Origin of the sequence: Bacillus sp. GbtcB10, assembly GCF_019091365.1 — a bacterium.
Lineage (GTDB): Bacteria > Bacillota > Bacilli > Bacillales > Bacillaceae > Bacillus > Bacillus altitudinis.
On the sequence record NZ_JAGXJP010000002.1, the window covers coordinates 517,257 to 539,241 of the forward strand.

The 21,985-nt window shown below is 42.7% G+C and carries 22 protein-coding genes; 12 read left to right on the plus strand and 10 right to left on the minus strand.

Annotated features, from left to right (window positions below; genetic code table 11):
* The first annotated feature begins 10 nt into the window (after positions 1-10).
* The 3 genes from KVT11_RS07970 to rbsB are packed head-to-tail and all read left to right on the plus strand — an operon-like array spanning position 11 to position 3,378.
* The gene (locus tag KVT11_RS07970; RefSeq protein ID WP_210552229.1) at positions 11-1,492 is read left to right on the plus strand and encodes a sugar ABC transporter ATP-binding protein; all 1,482 of its coding nucleotides are present in this window, start codon (positions 11-13) and stop codon (positions 1,490-1,492) included.
* Position 1,493: 1 nt separating this feature from the next.
* Positions 1,494-2,447 (plus strand): ribose ABC transporter permease RbsC, encoded by a 954-nt coding sequence (rbsC, locus tag KVT11_RS07975; RefSeq protein ID WP_007497532.1) that lies wholly within the window; start codon positions 1,494-1,496, stop codon positions 2,445-2,447.
* A gap of 13 nt (positions 2,448-2,460) precedes the next feature.
* Entirely contained in the window at positions 2,461-3,378 is a 918-nt protein-coding gene (gene rbsB, locus KVT11_RS07980; protein ID WP_025208108.1) for a ribose ABC transporter substrate-binding protein RbsB, read from the plus strand.
* Positions 3,379-3,414: 36 nt separating this feature from the next.
* On the opposite strand, the gene KVT11_RS07985 is transcribed toward rbsB, so the two are convergent.
* Together KVT11_RS07985 and alsR are read right to left on the minus strand one after the other, a co-directional pair.
* On the minus strand, positions 3,415-4,032 hold the full coding sequence (locus KVT11_RS07985) for a flavin reductase family protein (RefSeq protein WP_026050161.1): 618 nt from the start codon (positions 4,030-4,032) through the stop codon (positions 3,415-3,417).
* Between the two features lie 59 nt (positions 4,033-4,091).
* Positions 4,092-4,979 carry an acetoin biosynthesis transcriptional regulator AlsR gene (alsR, locus tag KVT11_RS07990; RefSeq protein ID WP_008343276.1) on the minus strand — a complete coding sequence of 296 codons (888 nt, stop codon included), beginning with the start codon at positions 4,977-4,979 and terminating at the stop codon, positions 4,092-4,094.
* Between the two features lie 150 nt (positions 4,980-5,129).
* Between alsR and alsS the strand changes: the two genes are divergently transcribed.
* From alsS to chrA, 5 genes are all read left to right on the plus strand, one after another.
* Positions 5,130-6,830 carry an acetolactate synthase AlsS gene (gene alsS / locus KVT11_RS07995; protein WP_017368183.1) on the plus strand — a complete coding sequence of 567 codons (1,701 nt, stop codon included), beginning with the start codon at positions 5,130-5,132 and terminating at the stop codon, positions 6,828-6,830.
* Positions 6,831-6,874: 44 nt separating this feature from the next.
* The gene (gene budA, locus KVT11_RS08000; protein WP_370529243.1) at positions 6,875-7,636 is read left to right on the plus strand and encodes an acetolactate decarboxylase; all 762 of its coding nucleotides are present in this window, start codon (positions 6,875-6,877) and stop codon (positions 7,634-7,636) included.
* Positions 7,637-7,789: 153 nt separating this feature from the next.
* Positions 7,790-8,266 (plus strand): chromate efflux transcriptional regulator ChrS, encoded by a 477-nt coding sequence (chrS, locus tag KVT11_RS08005; protein ID WP_017360010.1) that lies wholly within the window; start codon positions 7,790-7,792, stop codon positions 8,264-8,266.
* Between the two features lie 37 nt (positions 8,267-8,303).
* Positions 8,304-8,864 carry a chromate efflux transporter ChrB gene (gene chrB, locus KVT11_RS08010; protein ID WP_210552477.1) on the plus strand — a complete coding sequence of 187 codons (561 nt, stop codon included), beginning with the start codon at positions 8,304-8,306 and terminating at the stop codon, positions 8,862-8,864.
* A complete protein-coding gene (gene chrA, locus KVT11_RS08015) occupies positions 8,864-9,397 on the plus strand; it encodes a chromate efflux transporter ChrA (RefSeq protein ID WP_007497548.1) in 534 nt (177 codons plus the stop codon). Before chrB ends, chrA begins: the two co-directional genes overlap by 1 nt.
* 40 nt (positions 9,398-9,437) lie before the next feature.
* Here chrA and KVT11_RS08020 read toward each other — a convergent pair whose 3' ends face one another.
* Together KVT11_RS08020 and KVT11_RS08025 are read right to left on the minus strand one after the other, a co-directional pair.
* The gene (locus KVT11_RS08020) at positions 9,438-10,757 is read right to left on the minus strand and encodes a UDP-glucose dehydrogenase family protein (RefSeq protein ID WP_210552230.1); all 1,320 of its coding nucleotides are present in this window, start codon (positions 10,755-10,757) and stop codon (positions 9,438-9,440) included.
* Between the two features lie 114 nt (positions 10,758-10,871).
* The gene (locus KVT11_RS08025; protein ID WP_003214884.1) at positions 10,872-11,015 is read right to left on the minus strand and encodes a YwzD family small protein; all 144 of its coding nucleotides are present in this window, start codon (positions 11,013-11,015) and stop codon (positions 10,872-10,874) included.
* A 186-nt stretch (positions 11,016-11,201) separates the two neighbouring features.
* Between KVT11_RS08025 and KVT11_RS08030 the strand changes: the two genes are divergently transcribed.
* Complete coding sequence (locus KVT11_RS08030; RefSeq protein WP_017368188.1) at positions 11,202-12,809, plus strand: SWIM zinc finger family protein; 1,608 nt, start codon at positions 11,202-11,204, stop codon at positions 12,807-12,809.
* The gene (locus tag KVT11_RS08035; protein WP_017368189.1) at positions 12,796-15,573 is read left to right on the plus strand and encodes a DEAD/DEAH box helicase; all 2,778 of its coding nucleotides are present in this window, start codon (positions 12,796-12,798) and stop codon (positions 15,571-15,573) included. The genes KVT11_RS08030 and KVT11_RS08035 overlap by 14 nt, the downstream gene beginning before the upstream one ends.
* Before the next feature lie 73 nt (positions 15,574-15,646).
* On the opposite strand, the gene ytvA is transcribed toward KVT11_RS08035, so the two are convergent.
* The 3 genes from ytvA to KVT11_RS08050 all read right to left on the minus strand — a co-directional run bounded on the left by ytvA (position 15,647) and on the right by KVT11_RS08050 (position 18,197).
* Complete coding sequence (gene ytvA, locus KVT11_RS08040; protein WP_019743575.1) at positions 15,647-16,435, minus strand: YtvA family blue-light photoreceptor; 789 nt, start codon at positions 16,433-16,435, stop codon at positions 15,647-15,649.
* 153 nt (positions 16,436-16,588) lie between these two features.
* The gene (locus KVT11_RS08045) at positions 16,589-17,449 is read right to left on the minus strand and encodes a Cof-type HAD-IIB family hydrolase (RefSeq protein ID WP_210552478.1); all 861 of its coding nucleotides are present in this window, start codon (positions 17,447-17,449) and stop codon (positions 16,589-16,591) included.
* Positions 17,450-17,840: 391 nt separating this feature from the next.
* Positions 17,841-18,197 carry a hypothetical protein gene (locus KVT11_RS08050; protein ID WP_008343305.1) on the minus strand — a complete coding sequence of 119 codons (357 nt, stop codon included), beginning with the start codon at positions 18,195-18,197 and terminating at the stop codon, positions 17,841-17,843.
* Between the two features lie 117 nt (positions 18,198-18,314).
* Between KVT11_RS08050 and KVT11_RS08055 the strand changes: the two genes are divergently transcribed.
* Positions 18,315-18,725, plus strand: coding sequence for a YwpF-like family protein (locus KVT11_RS08055; RefSeq protein ID WP_003215215.1), 411 nt, complete (start codon positions 18,315-18,317; stop codon positions 18,723-18,725).
* Between the two features lie 191 nt (positions 18,726-18,916).
* Here KVT11_RS08055 and mscL read toward each other — a convergent pair whose 3' ends face one another.
* Together mscL and fabZ are read right to left on the minus strand one after the other, a co-directional pair.
* Positions 18,917-19,312 (minus strand): large conductance mechanosensitive channel protein MscL, encoded by a 396-nt coding sequence (mscL, locus tag KVT11_RS08060; RefSeq protein ID WP_007497563.1) that lies wholly within the window; start codon positions 19,310-19,312, stop codon positions 18,917-18,919.
* 125 nt (positions 19,313-19,437) lie between these two features.
* On the minus strand, positions 19,438-19,872 hold the full coding sequence (fabZ, locus tag KVT11_RS08065; protein WP_007497564.1) for a 3-hydroxyacyl-ACP dehydratase FabZ: 435 nt from the start codon (positions 19,870-19,872) through the stop codon (positions 19,438-19,440).
* A gap of 219 nt (positions 19,873-20,091) precedes the next feature.
* On the opposite strand from fabZ, the gene KVT11_RS08070 reads away from it, so the two are divergent.
* A complete protein-coding gene (locus KVT11_RS08070) occupies positions 20,092-21,147 on the plus strand; it encodes a tetratricopeptide repeat protein (protein WP_060781508.1) in 1,056 nt (351 codons plus the stop codon).
* Between the two features lie 14 nt (positions 21,148-21,161).
* On the opposite strand, the gene KVT11_RS08075 is transcribed toward KVT11_RS08070, so the two are convergent.
* The gene (locus KVT11_RS08075) at positions 21,162-21,980 is read right to left on the minus strand and encodes a flagellar hook-basal body protein (protein ID WP_007497568.1); all 819 of its coding nucleotides are present in this window, start codon (positions 21,978-21,980) and stop codon (positions 21,162-21,164) included.
* Between the last annotated feature and the right edge of the window lie 5 nt (positions 21,981-21,985).

Below are 21,985 nucleotides of genomic sequence, written 5' to 3' on the forward strand. Positions count from 1 at the left end.
GGAGCCACTTATGAACATTGAAATGCATAACATCCATAAGGCCTTTGGAAAAAACACCGTTCTCGCCGGGGTCTCCTTTGACCTCGTCACAGGTGAAGTCCATGCACTTATGGGTGAAAACGGGGCAGGAAAATCAACGTTAATGAATCTGCTGACAGGACTCTATTCCCTGGATCAAGGAACGATTCAAATCGACGGAAAAGAAACCGCTTTCAAAAATCCGAAAGAAGCCGAGCAGAACGGGATTGCCTTCATTCATCAGGAGCTGAATATATGGCCTGATATGACGGTACTCGAGAATTTATTTATCGGGAAAGAAATCTATACAAAACTTGGTCTCCTAGACACCAAGAAAATGAAAGCCCTCGCCCAAGCGCAGCTCGACCGATTGTCTGTCAACCTCTCGCTCGATCAAGAGGCAGGAAGCTGTTCTGTCGGACAAAAGCAGATGATTGAGATTGCGAAAGCGTTAATGACCGATGCGAAGGTCATCATTATGGATGAACCAACAGCTGCTCTCACAGACCGTGAGATTGAAAAGCTATTTCAGGTCATTGATTCACTCAAAAAAGAAGGCGTTTCCATCGTCTACATTTCTCACCGTATGGAAGAAATCTTCGCCATCTGTGACCGAATAACCATCATGCGTGACGGGAAAACGGTCGATACGAAAGCGATACCGGACACGAATTTCCATGAAGTCGTCAAAAAAATGGTCGGCCGCGAATTAACCGATCGTTACCCTGAACGCACACCTTCTACTGGTGATACCGTCCTAGAAGTGAAGCAAGCAACGAGGAAAGGCCGCTTTCAAGATGTCAGTTTTTCCGTCAAAGCTGGAGAAATTGTCGGTGTTGCAGGCCTAATGGGTGCTGGCCGGACGGAAATGATGCGGTCGCTCTTTGGACTCGATCCCCTGGATCAAGGAGAAATTTGGGTTCATGGGAAAAAGGCTGTCATTAAAAAACCAAGTGATGCAGTCAAACTTGGCATCGGTTTTATCACGGAGGATCGTAAAGATGAAGGACTGATGCTAGATGCATCCATCCGGGAAAACATCGGCTTGCCTAACTTAGACAGCTTCTCTCCAAAGGGGCTGATCGATAAGAAAAACGAGCAGGACTTTGTTGACCTGCTCATCAAACGACTCACGATCAAAACCGCTTCATCTGAAATCTCTGCACGCAGCCTGTCCGGTGGAAATCAGCAAAAGGTCGTCATCGCCAAATGGATCGGCATTCAGCCGAAGGTGCTGATTTTAGATGAACCGACAAGAGGTGTCGACGTTGGGGCGAAACGAGAAATTTATCAGCTCATGAACGAGCTGACGGATCGAGGCGTTGCGATTTTGATGGTCTCCTCTGAGCTCCCAGAAGTTCTTGGGATGAGCGATCGAGTGCTTGTCATTCATGAAGGAACTATCAGCGGCGAATTAAGTAAAACAGAAGCTACACAAGAACGAATTATGACACTAGCTACAGGAGGGAAGTAACATGAAACCACTTACTTCAAATGGACGATTTGACAACATCATGCAAAAGCTTGGGCCATTCTTAGGACTCATCATCCTTGTTGCCATTGTTTCTATTTTAAATCCGGCCTTTTTAGAACCATTAAACATTTTAAACTTACTCAGACAAATCTCCATTAACGCCCTCATTGCCTTTGGCATGACGTTTGTTATTTTAACCGGAGGAATTGATTTGTCTGTCGGTGCCATTCTAGCGCTGTCTAGTGCTCTGACTGCCGGCTTTATTGTATCTGGTTTGGACCCGATTCTTGCCATCATTGTTGGATGTATCATCGGTGCCATCCTTGGAATGATCAACGGTCTTTTAATCACAAAAGGAAAAATGGCTCCTTTTATCGCAACACTTGCGACGATGACGATTTTCAGAGGATTGACGCTTGTTTATACAGACGGAAACCCAATTACAGGGCTTGGCTCTAACTATGCATTTCAGCTATTTGGCCGTGGATATTTCTTAGGCATTCCTGTTCCAGCGATCACCATGCTTCTCACCTTTATCGTTCTTTGGGTCTTGCTTCATAAAACACCTTTTGGCAGAAGAACGTATGCCATTGGCGGAAATGAAAAAGCAGCCCTCATCTCAGGTATTAAAGTACCACGCGTCAAAATCATGATTTACTCATTAGCCGGCTTTATGTCTGCTTTAGCAGGTGCGATCTTAACATCTCGTCTCAACTCAGCCCAGCCAACAGCTGGTACGTCGTATGAACTTGATGCAATTGCTGCCGTTGTACTTGGCGGGACAAGCCTATCCGGCGGAAGAGGGCGAATTGTCGGCACACTCATCGGGGTACTCATTATCGGGGTCTTGAACAATGGTATGAACTTACTTGGTGTTTCATCATTCTATCAGTCTGTTGTGAAAGGGATTGTCATCTTGATTGCAGTCCTACTCGACAGAAAGAAATCTGCTTAAGGAGGCAGCTGCTATGAAAAAATATGTAATCCTGATCGTGACTCTCTCACTATTCATGCTTTCTGCCTGCTCGCTTGAACCGCCAGAGTGGGCCAAATCAACAAAGGATGGCAAGAAAAAAGACATGAAAATCGGACTGTCGATCTCGACTTTAAATAACCCATTCTTCGTTTCTCTTAAAAACGGCGTGACAAAAGAAGCGAAAAAGCTTGGCATCGAAGTTGTCATTGCCGATGCACAAAATGATTCAGCCAAACAAACGAGTGATGTAGAAGATTTAATTCAACAAGGGGTTGATGCATTACTCATTAACCCAGCCGATTCCTCTGCCATATCAACGGCTGTCGAATCTGCGAATGCTTCAGGCATACCGGTCATCACATTAGACCGTTCGGCAGAAAGCGGAAAGGTTGAAGCGCTCGTTGCTTCCGATAACATCAAAGGCGGCGAAATGGCCGCTAACTTTATCATCGACAAAGTCGGTAAAGGAGCAAAAGTGGCTGAACTAGAAGGTGTACCAGGTGCTTCTGCGACACGTGAACGAGGAAAAGGTTTCCATCAAATTGCAGACAAACAGTTAGATGTCACAGCAAAACAAGCCGCTGACTTCGACCGGACAAAAGGGCTCAACGTGATGGAAAACCTTCTTCAAGGAAACCCTGACATCAAAGCCGTTTTTGCCCACAATGATGAAATGGCGCTTGGCGCACTAGAGGCCATCCAAAGCTCTGGAAAAGACATTCTTGTCGTTGGTTTTGACGGTAACGAAGATGCACTCAACTCGATCAAAGCAGGAAAACTATCTGCAACAGTCGCGCAGCAGCCAGAGCTGATCGGTCAACTGGCAGTCGGCGCTGCGGACGATGTATTAAAAGGCAAAAAGGTAGAAAAAAATATCGCCGCTCCATTGAAACTAGAACAAAAGAAATAAACACTAAACCCCCGATAGCCTCGGGGGTTTTAGATGTTATTCCGGTCTCTTCAGTACAAATGGCGTGCCTAAATGGGCATAATCATTCCCTGCTAGGCGCGCAACTGGCTTTAATTCATTCGTAAAAATATATCCTTTTTCCGCATCATAGACGGATTCATCTAAATGCGCACACACCACCCGGCCAATGATATGATCGACTGTGATCTCCCCTTCATCATTTTGAAAGGTCAGATGTTTTTCCAGCTGACATTCAAAGCGAATGCGTGCTTCCTTGATTCCTGGCACTGACACCACGCTGCTCTTCACTTGATGAAGACCGGTACGAGTCAGCTCACTCTCTTCCTCTGGCAAAGTAGCAGCTGTTTCATTAATATCTTCAATCATCGCTTCATCACTCACATGGACAACAAATTCTTCCCTGTCGATGATATGTTTTGCTGTATCTTTCATCTCTCCTTGACGACGTCCAATAGAAACAGCGATCAGCGGAGGATGACCGCTGATGACATTAAAGAAACTAAATGGTGCAGCATTGACGATTTCTTCTTTAGAAAGGCTTGTAATAAATGCAATGGGTCTTGGAACGACGGAACCAGATAATACTTTATATGCTTCTTTTCGTGACAACTGATCCATTTGTAATGTAATCACTTCAGACATGCCTCCTCTTATATGTAACGACATCATACCATACCCCGTTCTCTCTTCCCTTATTCCGGCTCAGCACGATGGAGAATATGATGGACAAGATGAAACAATGCCGGATTATGATTTTCTCGTCTATAAGAAATGGTCCATTCCGCGAGTAGCTGCTCACCTTCAATTGACCGATACACCACATCTAAATTAAATAAACGCCGGGCCGATGTTGGAATGATAGCAATTCCGATTCCCGCTGTGACAAGACCAATGACCATTTGATATTCTGCTGCTTCCTGCACGATATTGGGTGAAAATCCGTACTTTTCACAAAGTAGGACAAAATGCTGATAAAGGGACGGCCATGATTCCTTTGATAAAGAAATAATCGGCTCATCACGAATATCTTCAATCGTGACCGCTTCTTTTTCCGCCAGCGGATGGTTTTTCGGAATCGCAAAAATACATTCACTTTGCTTCATTAAACGACTGACCAATTCTTCTTGCGGTGATGTAGGATGCAAAAAACCAATATCAATCTCACCATTCAAAAGCGCCTCAAGCTGCTGCGGGACAGAGAGCTGTTGCAGCTCAATACTGACAGAGGGGTACAGCTCTCTGAATTCACGGACAACTGGCGGCAGAATATCATATGTCGCTGTACCAACGAAACCGATGATAATCTTCCCAAGCTCCCCTCTTGCCGTATGCCGGGCATGATCAACGGCTTTATCAAGCTGATGCAGCACCCCCCGGACCTCATGTAAAAAAACCTTTCCAGCAGCTGTTAACTCCACCACCCGTTTAGACCGGTGAAACAAAGGAAATCCCAATTCTTCCTCAAACTGCTTAATTTGCTGACTAAGTGGAGGCTGTGTCATGTTCAATCGTGCGGCCGCTCTGCCGAAATGCAGCTCCTCCGCGACTGTGACAAAATACTGCAAATGTCTCAGTTCCATCCTTTCACTCCTCAAACACTTATTCGTGAAACATATTAAAACTACGTTAAACATATATTGGAAAATTTATTTTGTGAAATGTATAGTAAATCATATCATGAAAATATATTTTCATAAAAAATTTTACTTGCCGAAAGGAGTGCGGGGTAAATGAATTCTCAAACACAACCCCTAACAAAACGAGGAGCAGAGTTAATTGTCGATACGCTCATTGCCCAAGGTGTGACCCATGTTTTTGCGATTCCAGGCGCAAAAATTGATGCAGTATTTGATGTATTAAAAGACAGAGGTCCAGAGCTTGTGCTATGCAGACACGAACAAAATGCGGCATTCATGGCAGCAGCTGTCGGTCGTTTAACTGGCAAACCAGGCGTTTGTCTCGTCACATCAGGTCCTGGGGCATCCAATTTAGCGACAGGTCTATTAACAGCCAATACAGAAGGTGACCCTGTTGTTGCAATCGCTGGAAACGTCATCCGTGCGGATCGGCTCAAACGAACACATCAATCACTCGACAATGCGGCATTATTCAAACCAGTGACAAAATATAGCGTTGAAGTACAAGACGTAAACAATATACCAGAAGCCTTAACAAATGCTTTTCGCGCGGCACAAAGAGGTCAAGCTGGGGCAGCATTTATCAGCTTTCCACAAGATGTCGTGACCGAACACACCACACAAACACCAGTGTCTGCTCACCCTTCTCCAGAACTAGGTCCTGCACCGGATGCTCTCATCAGTTCGGCCATCGCCAAAATTCAAAATGCGCACTTACCTGTTGCAATTGTGGGAATGAAAGCTAGCCGTCCAGCTGCGGCAAATGCGACAAGAACATTATTAAAAACACTTGGTATCCCATTTGTCGAAACGTACCAGGGAGCCGGCGTTCTCTCAAGAGAGCTTGAGCCTCAATATGTGGGCAGAATCGGCTTATTCCGTAATCAGCCAGGGGACCTTCTCATTGAGAAAGCGGATGTGATTTTAACTATTGGCTTTGATCCAATCGAATACGATCCGAAGCATTGGAATTTGAAACCGCAGCAGCGTCACATCATCCATGTGGATGACATGCAGGCAGATATTGACCATTTCTATGAACCGACGCTTGAGCTTGTGGGCAATATATCTGAAACAGTGCAACATCTAGCCCACGACAGCGTTCCACTTTCATTATGCAAAAAGAACGTAGATCTCGTCACAGAATTACAAGAGCTGTTAAGTGATATCGAAAAAGCACCAGAAAGAGAAAGTCATTTATCACACCCGTTGGATGTCATTCATACGTTGAGACGTATCATCCCAGATGACACGAAAGTGACATGTGATATCGGATCGCACGCCATTTGGATGTCTCGTCACTTCCGTGTTTATGAACCGAACACGTTCCTAGTGAGTAACGGAATGCAAACACTTGGCGTGGCATTACCATGGGCGATTGCAGCCTCCATATTGAATCCAGATGAAAAGATCATTTCAGTCTCAGGTGATGGCGGTTTTCTCTTCTCCGCCATGGAATTAGAAACAGCCGTGCGCATGAAAACAAATCTCGTTCATCTCGTTTGGAACGACAGCACATACGATATGGTGGCATTCCAGCAGGAAATGAAGTATGACCGTACGTCTTGTGTTGAGTTCGGTCAGATCGACTTAGTGAAATATGCAGAAAGCTTTGGAGCAACTGGATTACGTGTCAACTCACCTGAAGAGCTTTCAACTGTCCTTCAAAAGGGTATAAACATAGAAGGACCCGTTATTATTGATATTCCGATAGACTATCAAGACAACCCAGACCTCGCCAGTCAAAAATGGCCAGAAGTCTTTCGTGAAAAACACACAACGAACGTCAGATAAGACTTCGATACATTACGTTAAAGGAGTGAGCGGATATGGGTATGATGCACCCAATGAATCAACAAAACAACACAATACCGCAGGACAAAAAGCAAGAGGTCTATCAAGTATCAACCATGACCTCCTTGCTGGAAGCCGTATACGATGGAGATTTCTCCCTATCACATATTCCCGAGCACGGTGATTTTGGCATTGGCACATTCAATCAATTAGATGGGGAACTCATCGGCTTTGATGGCGCTTTTTATCGACTGCGCTCTGATGGAACAGCCACACCAGTAACCGATCAAGATTATTCACCATTCTGCTCTCTAGCATTCTTTGAAACGGACATCGTTCATCGAATTGATGCACCGATGACGTCCAAAGAGCTAGAGGAAGAAATCGACCGAATCTTACCAAGCAAAAATGTCTTTTATGCGATCCGCATCGATGGGTCATTCAAAAAGGTTCAAACCCGTACGGTTGAAAAACAGGAAAAACCTTACGTTCCGATGGTGGAAGCAGTCAAGTCACAGCCTATTTTCGATTTCGAAAATATTCGCGGGACAATCGCAGGCTTCCGTACACCACAGTACGCACATGGCATTGCGGTAAGCGGATATCACCTCCACTTTATTGATGATGATCGAAGCGTAGGCGGGCATGTATTTGATTACACTGTGGATCAAGTGACCATCCGAATTTCTCAAAAACGTCACATGAATTTACACCTGCCAAATACGCAGGAGTTCTTCCAAGCAGACATTGATCGTGCTGACCTTGCACAGCAAATTGCCAGTGCGGAAAGCAGCCCAGAAAAATAAAATGAACACACCCCGGTGATACCGGGGTGTTTTTTTATACAAAAAGAAATATTATCTTCTTTTATTATTTCATTTCGTTAATAAATTAAAAATCAAACATTCTATTCGTAATAAAATATGATAGAATATCAACAGAAGAAAGGTGGTTATACGGTGGCACATGAATATCGCATTCCAAACTTAACATTAGATGAAAGGGATAAACAAATTCTTTCCTTATTACACGAGGACGGGCGTATGTCCTATACAGATTTAGGGAAACAAGTCGGCCTTTCCCGTGTTGCTGTACAAGCCCGTATTCAGCAACTCATTGAAGCAGGTGTCATTGAACGATTCACCGCTGTCATTAATCCAGCAAAGATCGGCATTCATGTCTCTGTCTTTTTTAACGTAGAGGTTGAGCCGAAATGTTTAGAAACAGTCGCCCTTCAGCTTGAGCAGGAAACAGCCGTCACAAGCCTTTATCATATGACAGGACCAAGCAAGCTGCATATGCATGGCATTTTTCAAAATGAACAGGAAATGGAGACGTTCCTGACAAAGAAGCTGTACCCGCTTGAAGGCGTCGTCAGTGTGGACTGTCAAATGCTCATTAAACGATACAAAAGCCGAATGGGCATGAAATTGTAGATAGGAGTTGAACCACTTGCAATCATATCTTGAACTCATGATCGCCATGGTGCGAACCGGTATTCTGGGATTTGGTGGAGGACCTTCTGTGATCCCGCTCATTCGCCATGAAGCGGTCGTCAAATACAAATGGATCAATGATGACGAATTTGGAGAAACACTCGCCATCGCCAACGCATTACCCGGACCGATTGCTACGAAAATGTCGGCATACCTCGGCTATCGATTAAAAGGTGTATCTGGCGCCATTGTTGCAACAGCTGCACATATTTTACCGACATGTCTCGCTATGGTGGCACTTGTTACACTTGTCAGCGTCTTAAGCTCTTCAGTCATCATTCAAAATATGATCGGTGCTGTGACACCAGTAATTGCCGTTCTGTTAGGAATGATGGCATATGAATTTGGACAAAAAGCGTTGAAGGGCTTCGGCATGATCTTCGGAATCGTCCTATTCCTTTTGGCATTTGTCGGTCTTCAAGTACTCTCGATTCATCCAGGCATCATTGTCATCATCTTTTTATGTTATGGTGCCTTTCATTTTAGACTGAAAGATCGCTGGAATCGAACAAATAAAGAGAAAGGAGTGTCTTCGTGATGCTGATTCTCTTTTTATTCTGGGCATTCTTCTTATCCAATCTGTTAGGGTATGGTGGAGGACCTGCCTCCATTCCACTCAATTATGAAGAAATCGTCAATCATTTTCATTGGATGACAAACGAAGGGTTCTCCAATATGCTCGCATTAGCCAACGCACTTCCAGGTCCAATCGCTACGAAAATTGCGGCTTATGTAGGCTATGATGTCATGGGATGGCCAGGCTTTATCGTTGCACTGCTTGCGACGGTCCTACCGTCTGCTATTGGATTGATTTTATTGCTAAAACTCATTGATCGTTTTCGCCAATCTTCTGTCGTCAAAGGCATGACTCTATCTGTACAGCCTGTCATTGCGATGATGATGCTTTTATTAACATGGGAAATTGGCGGAGATGCCGTGAAAGCCATTGGCTGGACGCAATCACTTGCCATTGCCGCCATTTCATTTTTCTTTATGACCAAATTCAAATTGCACCCTGCCTTTCTGATTGTGGCTGCATTTTTATATGGCGGATTCATTCTTCCGCATTAACGCAAAAACCGATAACACGTGAAGTTATCGGTTTTTCTCATTACATATAAATAGGAGAGACAGGCCTGCGCCCAATAGAATGATACTCGACACCAGCTACTTCTGCCGCTTCAAGCGTATGACAATTCCGGCCATCAAAAATGATCGGCTGCCTCATGAAATCTTTATAAGCTGAAAGTGGAAATGACTGAATATCCGCCCACTCAGTTAATATACAGACCGCATCAGCATCCTTGATCGCCTCTTCAATCGTTTGAGCAAAAAGGACTTGATCAGGCAGTTCTTGAGCTGCATTGCGAGCGGCAGCAGGATCATAGGCTACGATCTCCGCTCCTAATTGATGGAGCTGATGAGCGATCGGGATTGACGGCGCCTCTCTCATATCATCTGTATTCGGCTTAAAGGAAAGGCCAAGGAGAGCCATTCTCTTCCCTTCCAAGTTTTCTCCCATCCGCTCCTTCACACTTCGAATAAAACTTGCTCGCTGCTCATTGTTGACTTTGATGACAGCCTTCAATAGCTCAAAATCATGGGACACATGCCCTGCAATTTGGACAAGGGCATTAGTATCCTTCGGAAAACAGGAACCTCCGTAACCAATGCCTGCCCTAAGAAACGAAGTACCAATCCGCTGATCGAGTCCCATCCCTTCTGCAACTCTCTCAACATCAGCTCCTGTTTTTCCACAAATCGAAGCAATTTCATTCATGAAGCTGATTTTTGTGGCAAGAAATGCATTTGATGCGTATTTGATCATCTCTGCGCTTTTCCGATCTGTTCTCACGAATGGAATGTGGAAATCCGCATACATAGACTCTAGCTGATCTAATCCGTTCTTTGTTTCGGCTCCAATCACCAGCCGATCCGCTCGCAACGTATCTGAGATGGCAGAGCCTTCTCGTAAAAATTCTGGATTCGATGCGATAGATAATGGCTCCTTACGACCTAACACGTGATGAATCAAATGATCAATTTGATCGCCCGTTCCGACAGGCACTGTACTTTTCACGACAAGCACTGCGCCTGGCTTTGCTTGTAAGCCCATCTCCTTTGCCGCTTGAAAGACATACTGCAAATCAGCTTGACCGTCTGCCTGTTGCGGGGTACCGACAGCAATCATTAACACGTCAGCCTGCGAATAGGCTGACGCTCCATCAATATGAAAACGAATGCGTCCTTGCTCCATATTCCGTTTGAGCAGTTCTTTTAATCCCGGCTCGTACATCGGAGGATTCCCTTGCTTCAGCTGCATGACCTTCCGCCGGTCAATATCCATACATGTCACGTCGTGACCCGCCTCTGCTAAACACACACCTGTGACAAGCCCTACATACCCACAGCCTGCAATCGCAACCTTCATGTCACATCAGCTCCCCATACTCCTTATGCTTGTAATGTCATCGTATGCCGGGGATTTTCGTTCCATTCATAAAAGCATACAAAAACCCCCTGCTGAGAGAGCAGGGGGCTACTTTTATGAAACAAGGCCATTTCGAATATGAGCAATCAAATTTTCAAGCATTTCTTTTGTTGTGACATCATTTGAATTTTCACCAATATCATGAGCGTACATCAAAATCTTTAAAAACTCTTCTTGATTTAAACCCTTATTATCCATGTCTGTATCCTTTCGATTCCACTAATTTCATTATTATATGCTGTATGGTTGGTTTATGCAATACTCTAATACATCATTCGACAGCTTTTGAAATTTATGACCATTTTCATGAAAAACTTTTTTATAAATCACCATTGAGCTATAATAAAAGAATTGGAATCTTTTACTTGGTTAGGAGCGGATCAAATGCTTCAGCACAACATCAACGAAGAAGAAATCAAACAAACAGCCGAACAGATCAAAGAACTTCTTCCTGCAACAGATGAAAACAAGCAACTCATCAAAAAAGCATTGATTACTTATAGACAGGACAGCGTATATCGGCTCAAGCAAGAGTCTGATACCGAATGGTCAGCTTATGTACATGATGTCGTGGCAGCAAGAGTCCACCTTCATGTGCTGTTTCCAGTGAGAAGCAGCTGTTCATGTCCAGCTGATGGACTATGTAAACACATCCTCGCTGTTTTCTTTTCGCTATACGCTCAAGTAGAGAGTGTGACCGGCTTTACAGAAAATTGGTCAGAGAAGGATGAATTACAGCGCAGCAAAGAACTCATTCGCCAGCACTTCCAAGTGAAGCGCCCAGATGAACAATCACTTCAGAGCTGGCTGAATTTTTTCCAGGAGGAATTTCACCTCTGGCTGAAACGGACACCGAAGCACCAGCAAACACCACAACATTTGTATTACGGCTATTTATCGATCCTGAAAAAACACGCACCCACTTCACCTGAATTCAAGAGTTTGTATGCGATTCATACGTCCATCGATGTGTGGTTAAGGCTCCATGAGCTAATCGACCTCGGCCGCCTTGATGCCGAAAAAGACTTTTATTCAATGAATCCATATGTAGAACAGCTCATGAACACCATTTTTGATTCAGTGGATCATTTGAGGACATACGCCCTTTCCTTTTCCCTCGATCCGTTTCTTGAAAACACACCAACTGCCGTTCGGACACTTCTTCAAATCAGCGGACCTTTCCAGCATGAACGAGTTGCGGTCTTTATGGAAATGTGGGGAACTATATTAAATAGAGGGAAATGGGTCAAAAAAGAAACAGAATTACTCAAGAGCGCCCAACAGCAGGAGCAAACGGTTGAGCGCACCATTGGGCTGATGCATATGGATTATTTGCTAAAAGAAGACGAAAGACTTTTTCAGCAATTAAAATTGCTCAATGCAGATATGCTGCCAAATGTGCTCAATTGGCTAAAGGATCTCACAAACCGCAAGGACTGGAAGCGTCTCAAACTTTGGTATCAAGAGATCACATATGTATTAGAAGAATATTGCCAGCTTGACCTATCTTATAGAGAACTGCGTGGAGCCGTCAGCGATTTCTTCTTTTATTTAGATGCGTACTTTAAACAGACGAAAGATCATTTCTTGTATGAACGCTATCTCCAAATCTGTATGCCTTATGCATTTACTGAATATAGTCAGCTCTTATATGCACAACAACGCTATGCAGAATGGATTGAAATACACAGCCTCGTTGGTTTCTCCATCAGTGAATTGGAGAAAGAACTGATCAAACAGATTGCAAAGGAAGAGCCTGAAGCACTCATTCCTTCGTACCACCGGGAAATCTCACTGCTTCTCGATCAAAAGAATCGAAGTGCTTACCGGGAATCTGTGAAAATGCTCAAAAAACTGCGTACGCTTTATCATAAAACGAAAAAAAACGCGGTGTGGGAAAGATATGTACAGCAGCTGCAAGATTCAACGAAACGGCTGCGTGCGTTCCAAGAGGAAATGAAGAAAGGAAAATTAATTGATGACACGCCATAAACAAATTGTCATTCATGCAGAACAAACCGAAGATTTCTCTTTCACCATTTCAGCGCAAGCAGAGGACGGACAGCCTGTACCGCTAAATGAAATGAAGAGGCAGCTTTTCCAATGGCACGAATCATCTTTTTACGGAACATTCTTAGAAGATGTGAGCTTTATTGGCACACCTGCCTTCCTGTTAAGTCCTTGGATGACCGTTGAATTGCTAGGGAAAAATTCATTCAATACTTTCAGCCATGTGACGTTAACGGATGAAACAGAGCCGCTTATGAAAACAGCCTCAACCATTTACGAATTCATCGAGGATGAAGATTTTGTCCCAGATTTCGAGGCTTGGACAAAAGGCATGCTTCGCTTTAAAGACAAAGAAGGCCTGTTAGATGGCTACACAGCTGATTGGTTCTCCTTTGCCGTACAGGATTACATTCAATATGATGATGCCTTGCAGCACAAATGGAACCGAATGACTGCACAATCGCCTGCTCTTTCCTCCTTCCAAGGACATTTTTTAGATGAACAGGATTTCTTGGAAACGATCGGCTGGATTGATGATGAGACGCCTTTCACTGTCGGCTTGCGTTTAAATGAGCCTGATTTCGACGGGGATGATTGGAAAATTGAATTGTTTTTGCGTGATAAGAAAAACAGTGATCTGCATTTCTTTGAAGGCATCCGTTCTTTAAAAAAATCATGGCGTCCGTTTCAAGAAAAAATCACCAGAGAGCTAGAGCGGTTCGGTCAGATTGTCCCTTGGCTCTCATTTACATCTGGTACCACCCTCATGTCAGAAGAAGAAGCGTGGCTCTTCCTATCTGAAGCGAGTGAAACACTTGTGAACATGGGGATTGAGATCCTGCTTCCATCATGGTGGCAAATCGTCAAAGAAAGCACCATGATGCTAAAAGCACGGATTTCCTCCACACCACGAGGCGAATCGCACGTTGGAATGGATGCCCTTATGGACTTTAATTGGCGCTTTGCCACAAACGGGATTGAGCTGACAGAAGATGAGTTCAACGAGCTTGTTCAAAGTAAACGTCGTCTTGTCAATATTCGTGGACAATGGATTAAAATCGACCCGACCTTTATCCAGCAAATGAAGAAATGGATGGAGCGCGCTGAGAACGAAGGACTTCATATGTCGGATATTTTATCACGTGAACTTGCAGACCAAGAAGCCTCCTCTGAGTCGATTCCTGAGCTGCTAGACAGTTCAGCCTTTGCCCATATTCAATTTGAACTTTCGTCTCAATTACGAGGGCTTGTGCATCAGTTAAATGATACACAAGAACTGCCATCCTACGAGATGAGTGAGTCCTTTAAGGGCAAACTGCGGCCGTATCAGCAGCACGGTGTCAACTGGCTTCTGTTCTTAAGGTCTCATGGATTCGGGGCTTGTTTAGCTGATGATATGGGACTTGGAAAAACGATTCAAATGATCGCTTATTTCACCTATTTGAAGGAGCATCAACAAGACGCCGCTCCATCTCTCATCATTGCACCGACTTCCGTATTAGGGAACTGGCAAAGAGAGCTTGAAACATTCGCACCACATTTGAATGTCGCTCTGCATTATGGACCATCACGTCCACAAGGTGAGAACTTTACAAAAGCGTACGAATCAACAGATATCGTCCTCACTTCGTATGGTCTCTCACATTCTGACCGTGATGAATTAACAGCAGCCAAATGGAATACCATTTGCTTAGACGAAGCCCAGAACATTAAAAATGCCCATACGAAACAATCGAGAGCCATTAGGCAATTAAAAGGACAGCACCACATTGCCCTCAGCGGGACACCGATGGAGAACCGCTTGACAGAGCTTTGGTCTATTTTCGACTTCGTGAACAAAGGATATCTCGGCAGCCTGACCAGTTTTCATAAAAAGTTCGTCCTTCCGATTGAAAAAGACCGTGAAGAAAAAAGAATCCAACAGCTACAGCAGCTGATCAAGCCATTCTTATTAAGACGAACAAAACAAGATGAAGAAGTCGCACTCAATCTGCCAGAGAAACTAGAAGAAAAAGAATTCATCCCGTTATCTGCAGAGCAGGCATCTTTATATGAACAGCTGGTCAAAGATACATTCGAACATATGGCCTCATTAACAGGGATGCAGCGGAAAGCCATCATTTTAAGTATGCTTGGCAGACTCAAACAAATTTGCGATCACCCTGCTCTTTATTTAAAAGAGAGCGGAACAGATGTGAAATTGTTGAAACGTTCATTAAAAATGGATAAATTAGCAGAACTGTTAAAAGCCATACACGAACAAGGAGAAAGCTGTCTCATTTTTACGCAGTATATTGAAATGGGCAACATGATCAAACAGCTCGCCGAAAAGATGTTTGGAGAACCAGTTCAATTTTTAAATGGGAGCTTATCAAAACATGATCGGGACAAAATGGTGGAACGCTTCCAGAAAAAAGAGTTCAACATCTTAATTCTTTCTTTAAAAGCAGGAGGAACCGGACTAAACTTAACCGCCGCCAATCATGTCATTCACTACGATAGATGGTGGAATCCTGCTGTAGAAAACCAAGCAACAGACCGTGCTTACCGCATCGGGCAAAAGCGGTTTGTTCACGTCCATAAGATGATCACAACCGGCACGATAGAGGAAAAAATTGATCAAATGCTCGAAACAAAACAAACGTTAAATGATCAAATTATCCAAAGTGAAAGCTGGATTACAGAGCTGTCAACGAACGAACTAGAAGATTTATTCACGTTAAGTGCAGCCGCTCAATCATCGTAATGACAGCAAAAAGAGGACTTTTCTCAGGGCGTGATGAAAAGTCCTCTTTTTTTAATCTCATCTAAAGGAATGCTTAAATTTGCAGCTTTTTCAATGCAGATTTCACATTCATATACGTATTCAACTCGCGGAAGTCCTCTCTCATTTCTCCCATTTTCATTGCAAGATTTGGTTTAATACCTGTCACGATCAGTTCTGTGCCAGTCATTAAAATCAAATCGTTCAGCTTAAAGATCGCATCCGCCACAAATGAATCCACCTCTAATAAACCAGACAGATCCACAATAAAGTAATCGTCTTTGGATTGAGAGATATAAGTGGAGACTGTTGAGATGATTTTATCAAATCTTGGCGCTGTTAACGTACCTATGATCGGCAGGACAGAAATACCATCCTTCACCGGAACAATCGGGACAGAAATATTCAATACTTCATCAATGGATTGCTCAAGAAGCTCTTGCTGTTCCTTCTCTTTCGTAACATCCTTTTGCAGACCAACGAAATAAAGACGTTTCCCTTCATTTTCATCAATCCATAGAGGCGCCACACTTAACTCGTTCCAAAACATTTGACCGGATTTTTTATAATTTTTCAGCTGAACAGTGACAGCCTCTTTGTTCTCAATGGCTGTTCTAATTTGTTTGAGAGCGATTTGCTCAGTTTCATCTCCTTGAAGGAAACGACAATTCTTCCCCAATACTTCGGTTTCTTGATAGCCTGTCATATCTAAAAAGCCCTTATTCACATATATTAAAGGATTATCAGGTAAAGACGGGTCCGTCACCGTCAGGCCAACCTGAGTATAGTCTAAGGCTTCCTTGATTAAATGCAGATTGTCGGACTTATAAGATTCCAGCGCCATTCGTTTACTCTCCTTAACTTCCTTACAAGCGGGTTATATTCATAATTAAATTATATGATGTTCCATAGCGGGTGTAAATAGAAGTAGTTCTGAATTCCTCTTTTGTAGAATGCGCTTCATCCTATGTCATTTATACAAATCCATACGATTCAATTATTTCAAAAGATGTTGAATCATATGTGCCACACCATGTTCATCATTTGTTAACGTGACGTGATCAGCTAATTCTTTTATATCCTTTCTCGCATTCCCCATTGCAATTCCAACCCCAGCTGCCCGAATCATCGATTCATCATTTAAACTGTCTCCTACAGCCGCTGTTTGGCTTAATGGAATACCGAGCTTTTCTGCCAGCCTGGTTAACGCCTGCCCTTTCGACGCTTCCTTTGCACCAATTTCAAAGTTATGATCAGCCGAACTAACCAATGTTAATTCAGAATCATGTCCAAACGCATTCCATCCGGCTTTCAATCTGTCTTGAAAAAATGAGAAACCTAAGATGTTATAAAACGAAAGATTCTGATCCTCACGAAACAATTCTTGATATGTATCAATATAAGCAAAACCTGACTGGCTGTATTGAACTTCAGCCGCTTGCTCAAGAACACGCTGATCCGTTTCTGGATTTGCACTCTTTAAGCGGTCCATTTCTATCGCCAGAAGCTCCCTGCCGCGGTTTGGTGTGTAAATGGCTTCATTCGTAAACACTTCATAGTAATAATCACGCTCCTCAAGCCATGATAAGATGTGTTTTGCTTTTTCTTCTTCTAGAACAGCCGAATGATATACCTGACCTTTGGGATCATGAATCACAGCTCCATTTGCACTGATGACCCACGTATTCATCCCAAGCTGATCAAAAATAGATTTCACATCAAAATACGCTCTTCCTGTTGAAACGACAACCTCAATCCCACTCGCCGCTGCTTCCTTTAACGCCTGCTCGTTTTCCTGACTCACTTTGTGCTCACTGTTCAATAAAGTTCCGTCTAAATCCGTTGCGATTAATTGAATGTTTGTCATCGGTCTCTCCTTTTTTGCCTGCATTTTCAGTTGACCTTCCGTTTATCAAATCCATCATCATTATGAAATGAGTATCCACTATTTGCAAGGGATGATCGGCTTATCAATGAATATAAGAGTACCCGGTCACGCTACATGACCGGATACGCATAAGGGGATTCACAGGGGACACATGACTGATACAAAGAAACCTTGGTTCTACTATTACGCAGTGAATATGTGTACAAGACAAAGTCTATCAGCTATAGCTAGAGGGGGGCCGCGAGATGATAGACCTTTGCCTTTTGCCTCCTTTCCTTTCAGCTAACCCTAGTCTACTGAGAAATGGCACAAGAGACAAAAAACGAAAATGACAAAATCGTTCTTCAAATTCTTTATTTCCTCAATCATTTTTACTTTTTACCGCTTGCGTATAAAACATCATCTTATTTTGTTTGACGAAATACTTATTTTTCATAAATTGATAAAAAACATCTGAATGAATCCAATTACTAGAAGGCATGTGAATATAGTCAGACCCGTCCCACGCAAACCAATAAAAACAAAGCCTTCCATCATGAATTGACAATTGAAATTCAAAACAGTCCATTTGATCGTCTGTCACGTATTGAAAAGTGAGGGACTCCCCTTCTTCCATATACACATCACAAAATGAGAGAATATCTCCCCATGTATAGACCCTCACATTGCTTTCCTTTTCCTCACCAATATGTATGTTTCGAAGTTGATAGGACTCCATAAAACATCTCCTTTCACTTATATGCAGCTAGTTCTCAGTAGGCAGCGGTTTCATTTATACAGATGTTGTATGCTATAATGATACTTACGAATAATGAACGCTTGTGAGGTGATAAATATGAAAACCTTTAGGCTGATTGATTTAAAAATCGAACTTGATCCAAAGCAAGATAAAATGTCCAGCATTCCCCTTCGTGACGGCTTAATCATTAATAAAGAAGATGGCGAAAACCACTGGATGATCGAGGCACTGATTCCAAAGAAGCATAGACAAGTGTTTGAGGTGCTCTTCCAGCAGCATACAGAAGTAAAGATTCTCGTGACGATTACAAAAGAAAACAACCGCCCTGTTCATCTATCGGTCCAAGTCAAAAACATCGTTGCCTTAGAAGAAAACATATCTGTATTACTCGATGGTAAAATGATCACAAATCGTTACAGAACAGAAACCGAAGAAGTATTAAAAGACCTCGTCAAAGAGGGGCTATCAGGAGAAAAACTGCTGGATGCTTTTAAACAGAACACATAAAAAAGAGCGGGATGAGCCGCTCTTAGATGGTTGACAAAGGGCTAAAATGAACTTTATTTTAGCCCTTTGTCTTCCTTTTCAGCGTGATAGAAAACCTTTGAAGTCTAGGAAGGGCGAGCACCGGAGCACAGCCCTGACAAAGAATGCGAGGGTTTGTCTACACGCTGAGAGCGGGATGAGCCGCTCTTTTTCTATTGCACATCTTTCGATTGGCTTTGATTTTTCAATAAATCTCTAATCTCGGTTAACAACACTTCCGTTTGATCTGGCGTTTCAACCACTTCCTCTTCCTCTACCTTTTTCCGTTTTAATTTATTTAAATAACGAATAAAGATAAAAATGGAAAAGGAGATAATCAAGAAATCGACCACTGTTTGAATGAAACTTCCATACAAAATTTGAGCAGAACCGATTTTAATAGACAATCCACTAAAATCATGCCCCCCAACAATAATACCAACAAGCGGCATAATTAAATCATTCACAAGAGAAGTGACAATTTTGCCAAATGCTCCCCCGATGATGACACCGACAGCAAGGTCAATCACATTCCCCTTGACGGCAAACTCTCTAAATTCTTTCAGCATTGTTTATCACCTTCATCTTTTTTGTCTAATATGACGTTTTTTTGTCAAAAAAGCAAGTCCTCATCCGCTTTGGCTGAATGTTTCCATATAAAAAACGGTTCATACAAGATGAACCGTCAGACACATTACGATACTTTCGGACCGATAGAAAATGTCAGTTCTGCTTCACATGCCACTTCGCCATCTACTGTTGCAACTGCTTTTCCTTTGGCAACTGGACCGCGAAGACGTGTGACTTCAACCTCTAAACGTAGCTGATCGCCTGGCTTGACCTGTCTTTTGAATCGGCAGCTGTCAATCCCTGCAAACAAACCAATTTTCCCTTTGTTCTCTTCTTTACCTAACATGATGACCCCAAAAACTTGAGCAAGCGCTTCTACAATAAGCACACCCGGCATGACGGGGTATCCTGGGAAATGGCCATTAAAAAATTCTTCATTTACTGTGACATTTTTGATTCCAACCGCTCTTTTCTCACCATCAACTTCTAGAATACGGTCAACCAATAAAAATGGATAACGGTGTGGAATAATGTCTTGAATTTGCTGAGCATCAAGCATATCTTGATCTCTCCTTCTTTTCTATATCGCTGATCTTCATTTGATTCCTATTGAAGTATATTATGAATGCAATCATTTTTCAACGTTCAGCCAACATTTATGGTAAAAAATAGAATCTATCATTACCTATTGTCATGAAATATAATCCACTCTACACTCATCGTTTTTTCACAAATATGGTAATATATATTACATCATTGATTGAATAAGAGGGTAAAAATGAATTTTATAAGCGATAAATCCATTAAAAAACTTCTCCATTCGTGGTATACAATGCTAAAACATCGACATTTTTCGAAGGCTGAAGAGATCAAAACGTCCTTAACCAAATATAAACGTAGATTATCAAAGAAACAGGAGCTTCATTTACATTATCAGCTTATACTTTTTCGGCACCAGCTCTGGATGAACCAAACAGAAGACTTAGAAAAACTGAAGCATGAACTCATGCTCCACAATGATCAAATGAACGATCAACTACAATATTATTTTTACTTTTTTCTCGGTTTATACGAATCTTTAAAGAGCGATCAAAATGATGCCATTCATTATCTTGAAAAAGCAGAAGAAAAACTTCCCCTGCTAGACGATGAGCTTGAGGAAGCGGAGTTTCATTTCCGTACAAGTGGTGTTTATTATAACAACCGTTATTCACTGTTATCCATTCGACATGTTGAAAAAGCCATGGATATCTTTGCAAAGCACGGGGATATCCACAGCATTTATCGGTGCAAAATTGTGCTCGCACTTAACTTTAGTGATCAAAAAAAATATGAAGAAGCAGAAGCTATTTTTATTGAAATTATCGAATACGTGAAAATGATTGATGACCAAGAACTGCTTGGTATCGTGTATTATGACGCTGGTTTTATCAAGTCGAGACAGAATCGTCATAAGGAAGCACTAGAATACTTTAAAAAAGCGCTTCGGCTCCCAGCATACCGGAAATCTGCCCACTCCTATGTATCGTGTCTCTATGAAACTGTGCGTTCCTGCTTTAAAGAGAATTTAACTGATGAAGGAATGAAGTATATTCAAAAAGGGCTAAAAGAAGCCGTTGATGCCCAATTTGATCTATTAAGAATCAAGTTCCAAATTTTATTCCTTCTCTACAGCCAAACGCCCAAGGCAGATGAACAGATTGCTACACTCGTCACATGTCTTGAACGAAAAGAAGCCTGGATTGATCTTGAAGATCTGCTTGCAGATGTCTCAGATTTTTATAAAAAAAAGGGCGACTTTGAGCGAGCCGCCTTTTTTATCATGAGAGGCTGACATCCGCCTGCTCATTATCGAATGGTATTAATGAGTCCTAGCATCTGATCGCCCATCGTAATGGTTCTTGAGTTCATCTGATACGAACGCTGTGTTGTCATGAGGTCTGTTAATTCTTTAGACATGTCCACATTCGACGTTTCAAGTGCACCTTGCTGAAGTTGAATGGCCTGACGGTTTGCCCCATTCAGTGCCGTTAAAGCGCCTTGATAGTTGCCGTCGACTGAGAACAAATTTTCTCCTTCAGAGATGAGTGCTGAAGAATTATTCACTTGAACAACCCCAAGATTCACCTGCTGATTCGGTTGATTGCCTCGAGAAATAGCTGTAAGCCGGCCATTTTTATCGATAGAAATATCACGGAAATTCGCATTTAAGACAATCTCATTCCCGTTTTCGTCAAGAATCGGATGGCCTTCGCTTGTCACCAGCTGGACTTGATTCCGATTATTTCCTGGCTGTAAATAAAGAGAGCCATCTCTTGTATACCGGATGTTACCGCCAGCATTGACCTGCAAATACTGAGATGGCGCACCAAATGCAACATCAAGGTCACGGCCTGTTTCTTTAATAGACCCTTGCAATGAGTTAATGGATGCATTAACCATCGTACCAGTTCCAAGCCTTAAACCAGCAGGTGTCAGACGACTGTTTGCCACCTGCTCATTTTTTTCATCTACCTGATTAAACTGTTGTCTGACCAGCTCTGAAAAACGGGTGTTTTTCGCACGATACCCTGTTGTTTCACTGTTTGCGATGTTATTACTAATGATATCAAGCTGCTTTTGCACCTCGTTCATCGACACAGCTGCATTGATCATCGTTCTAAGCATGAGAA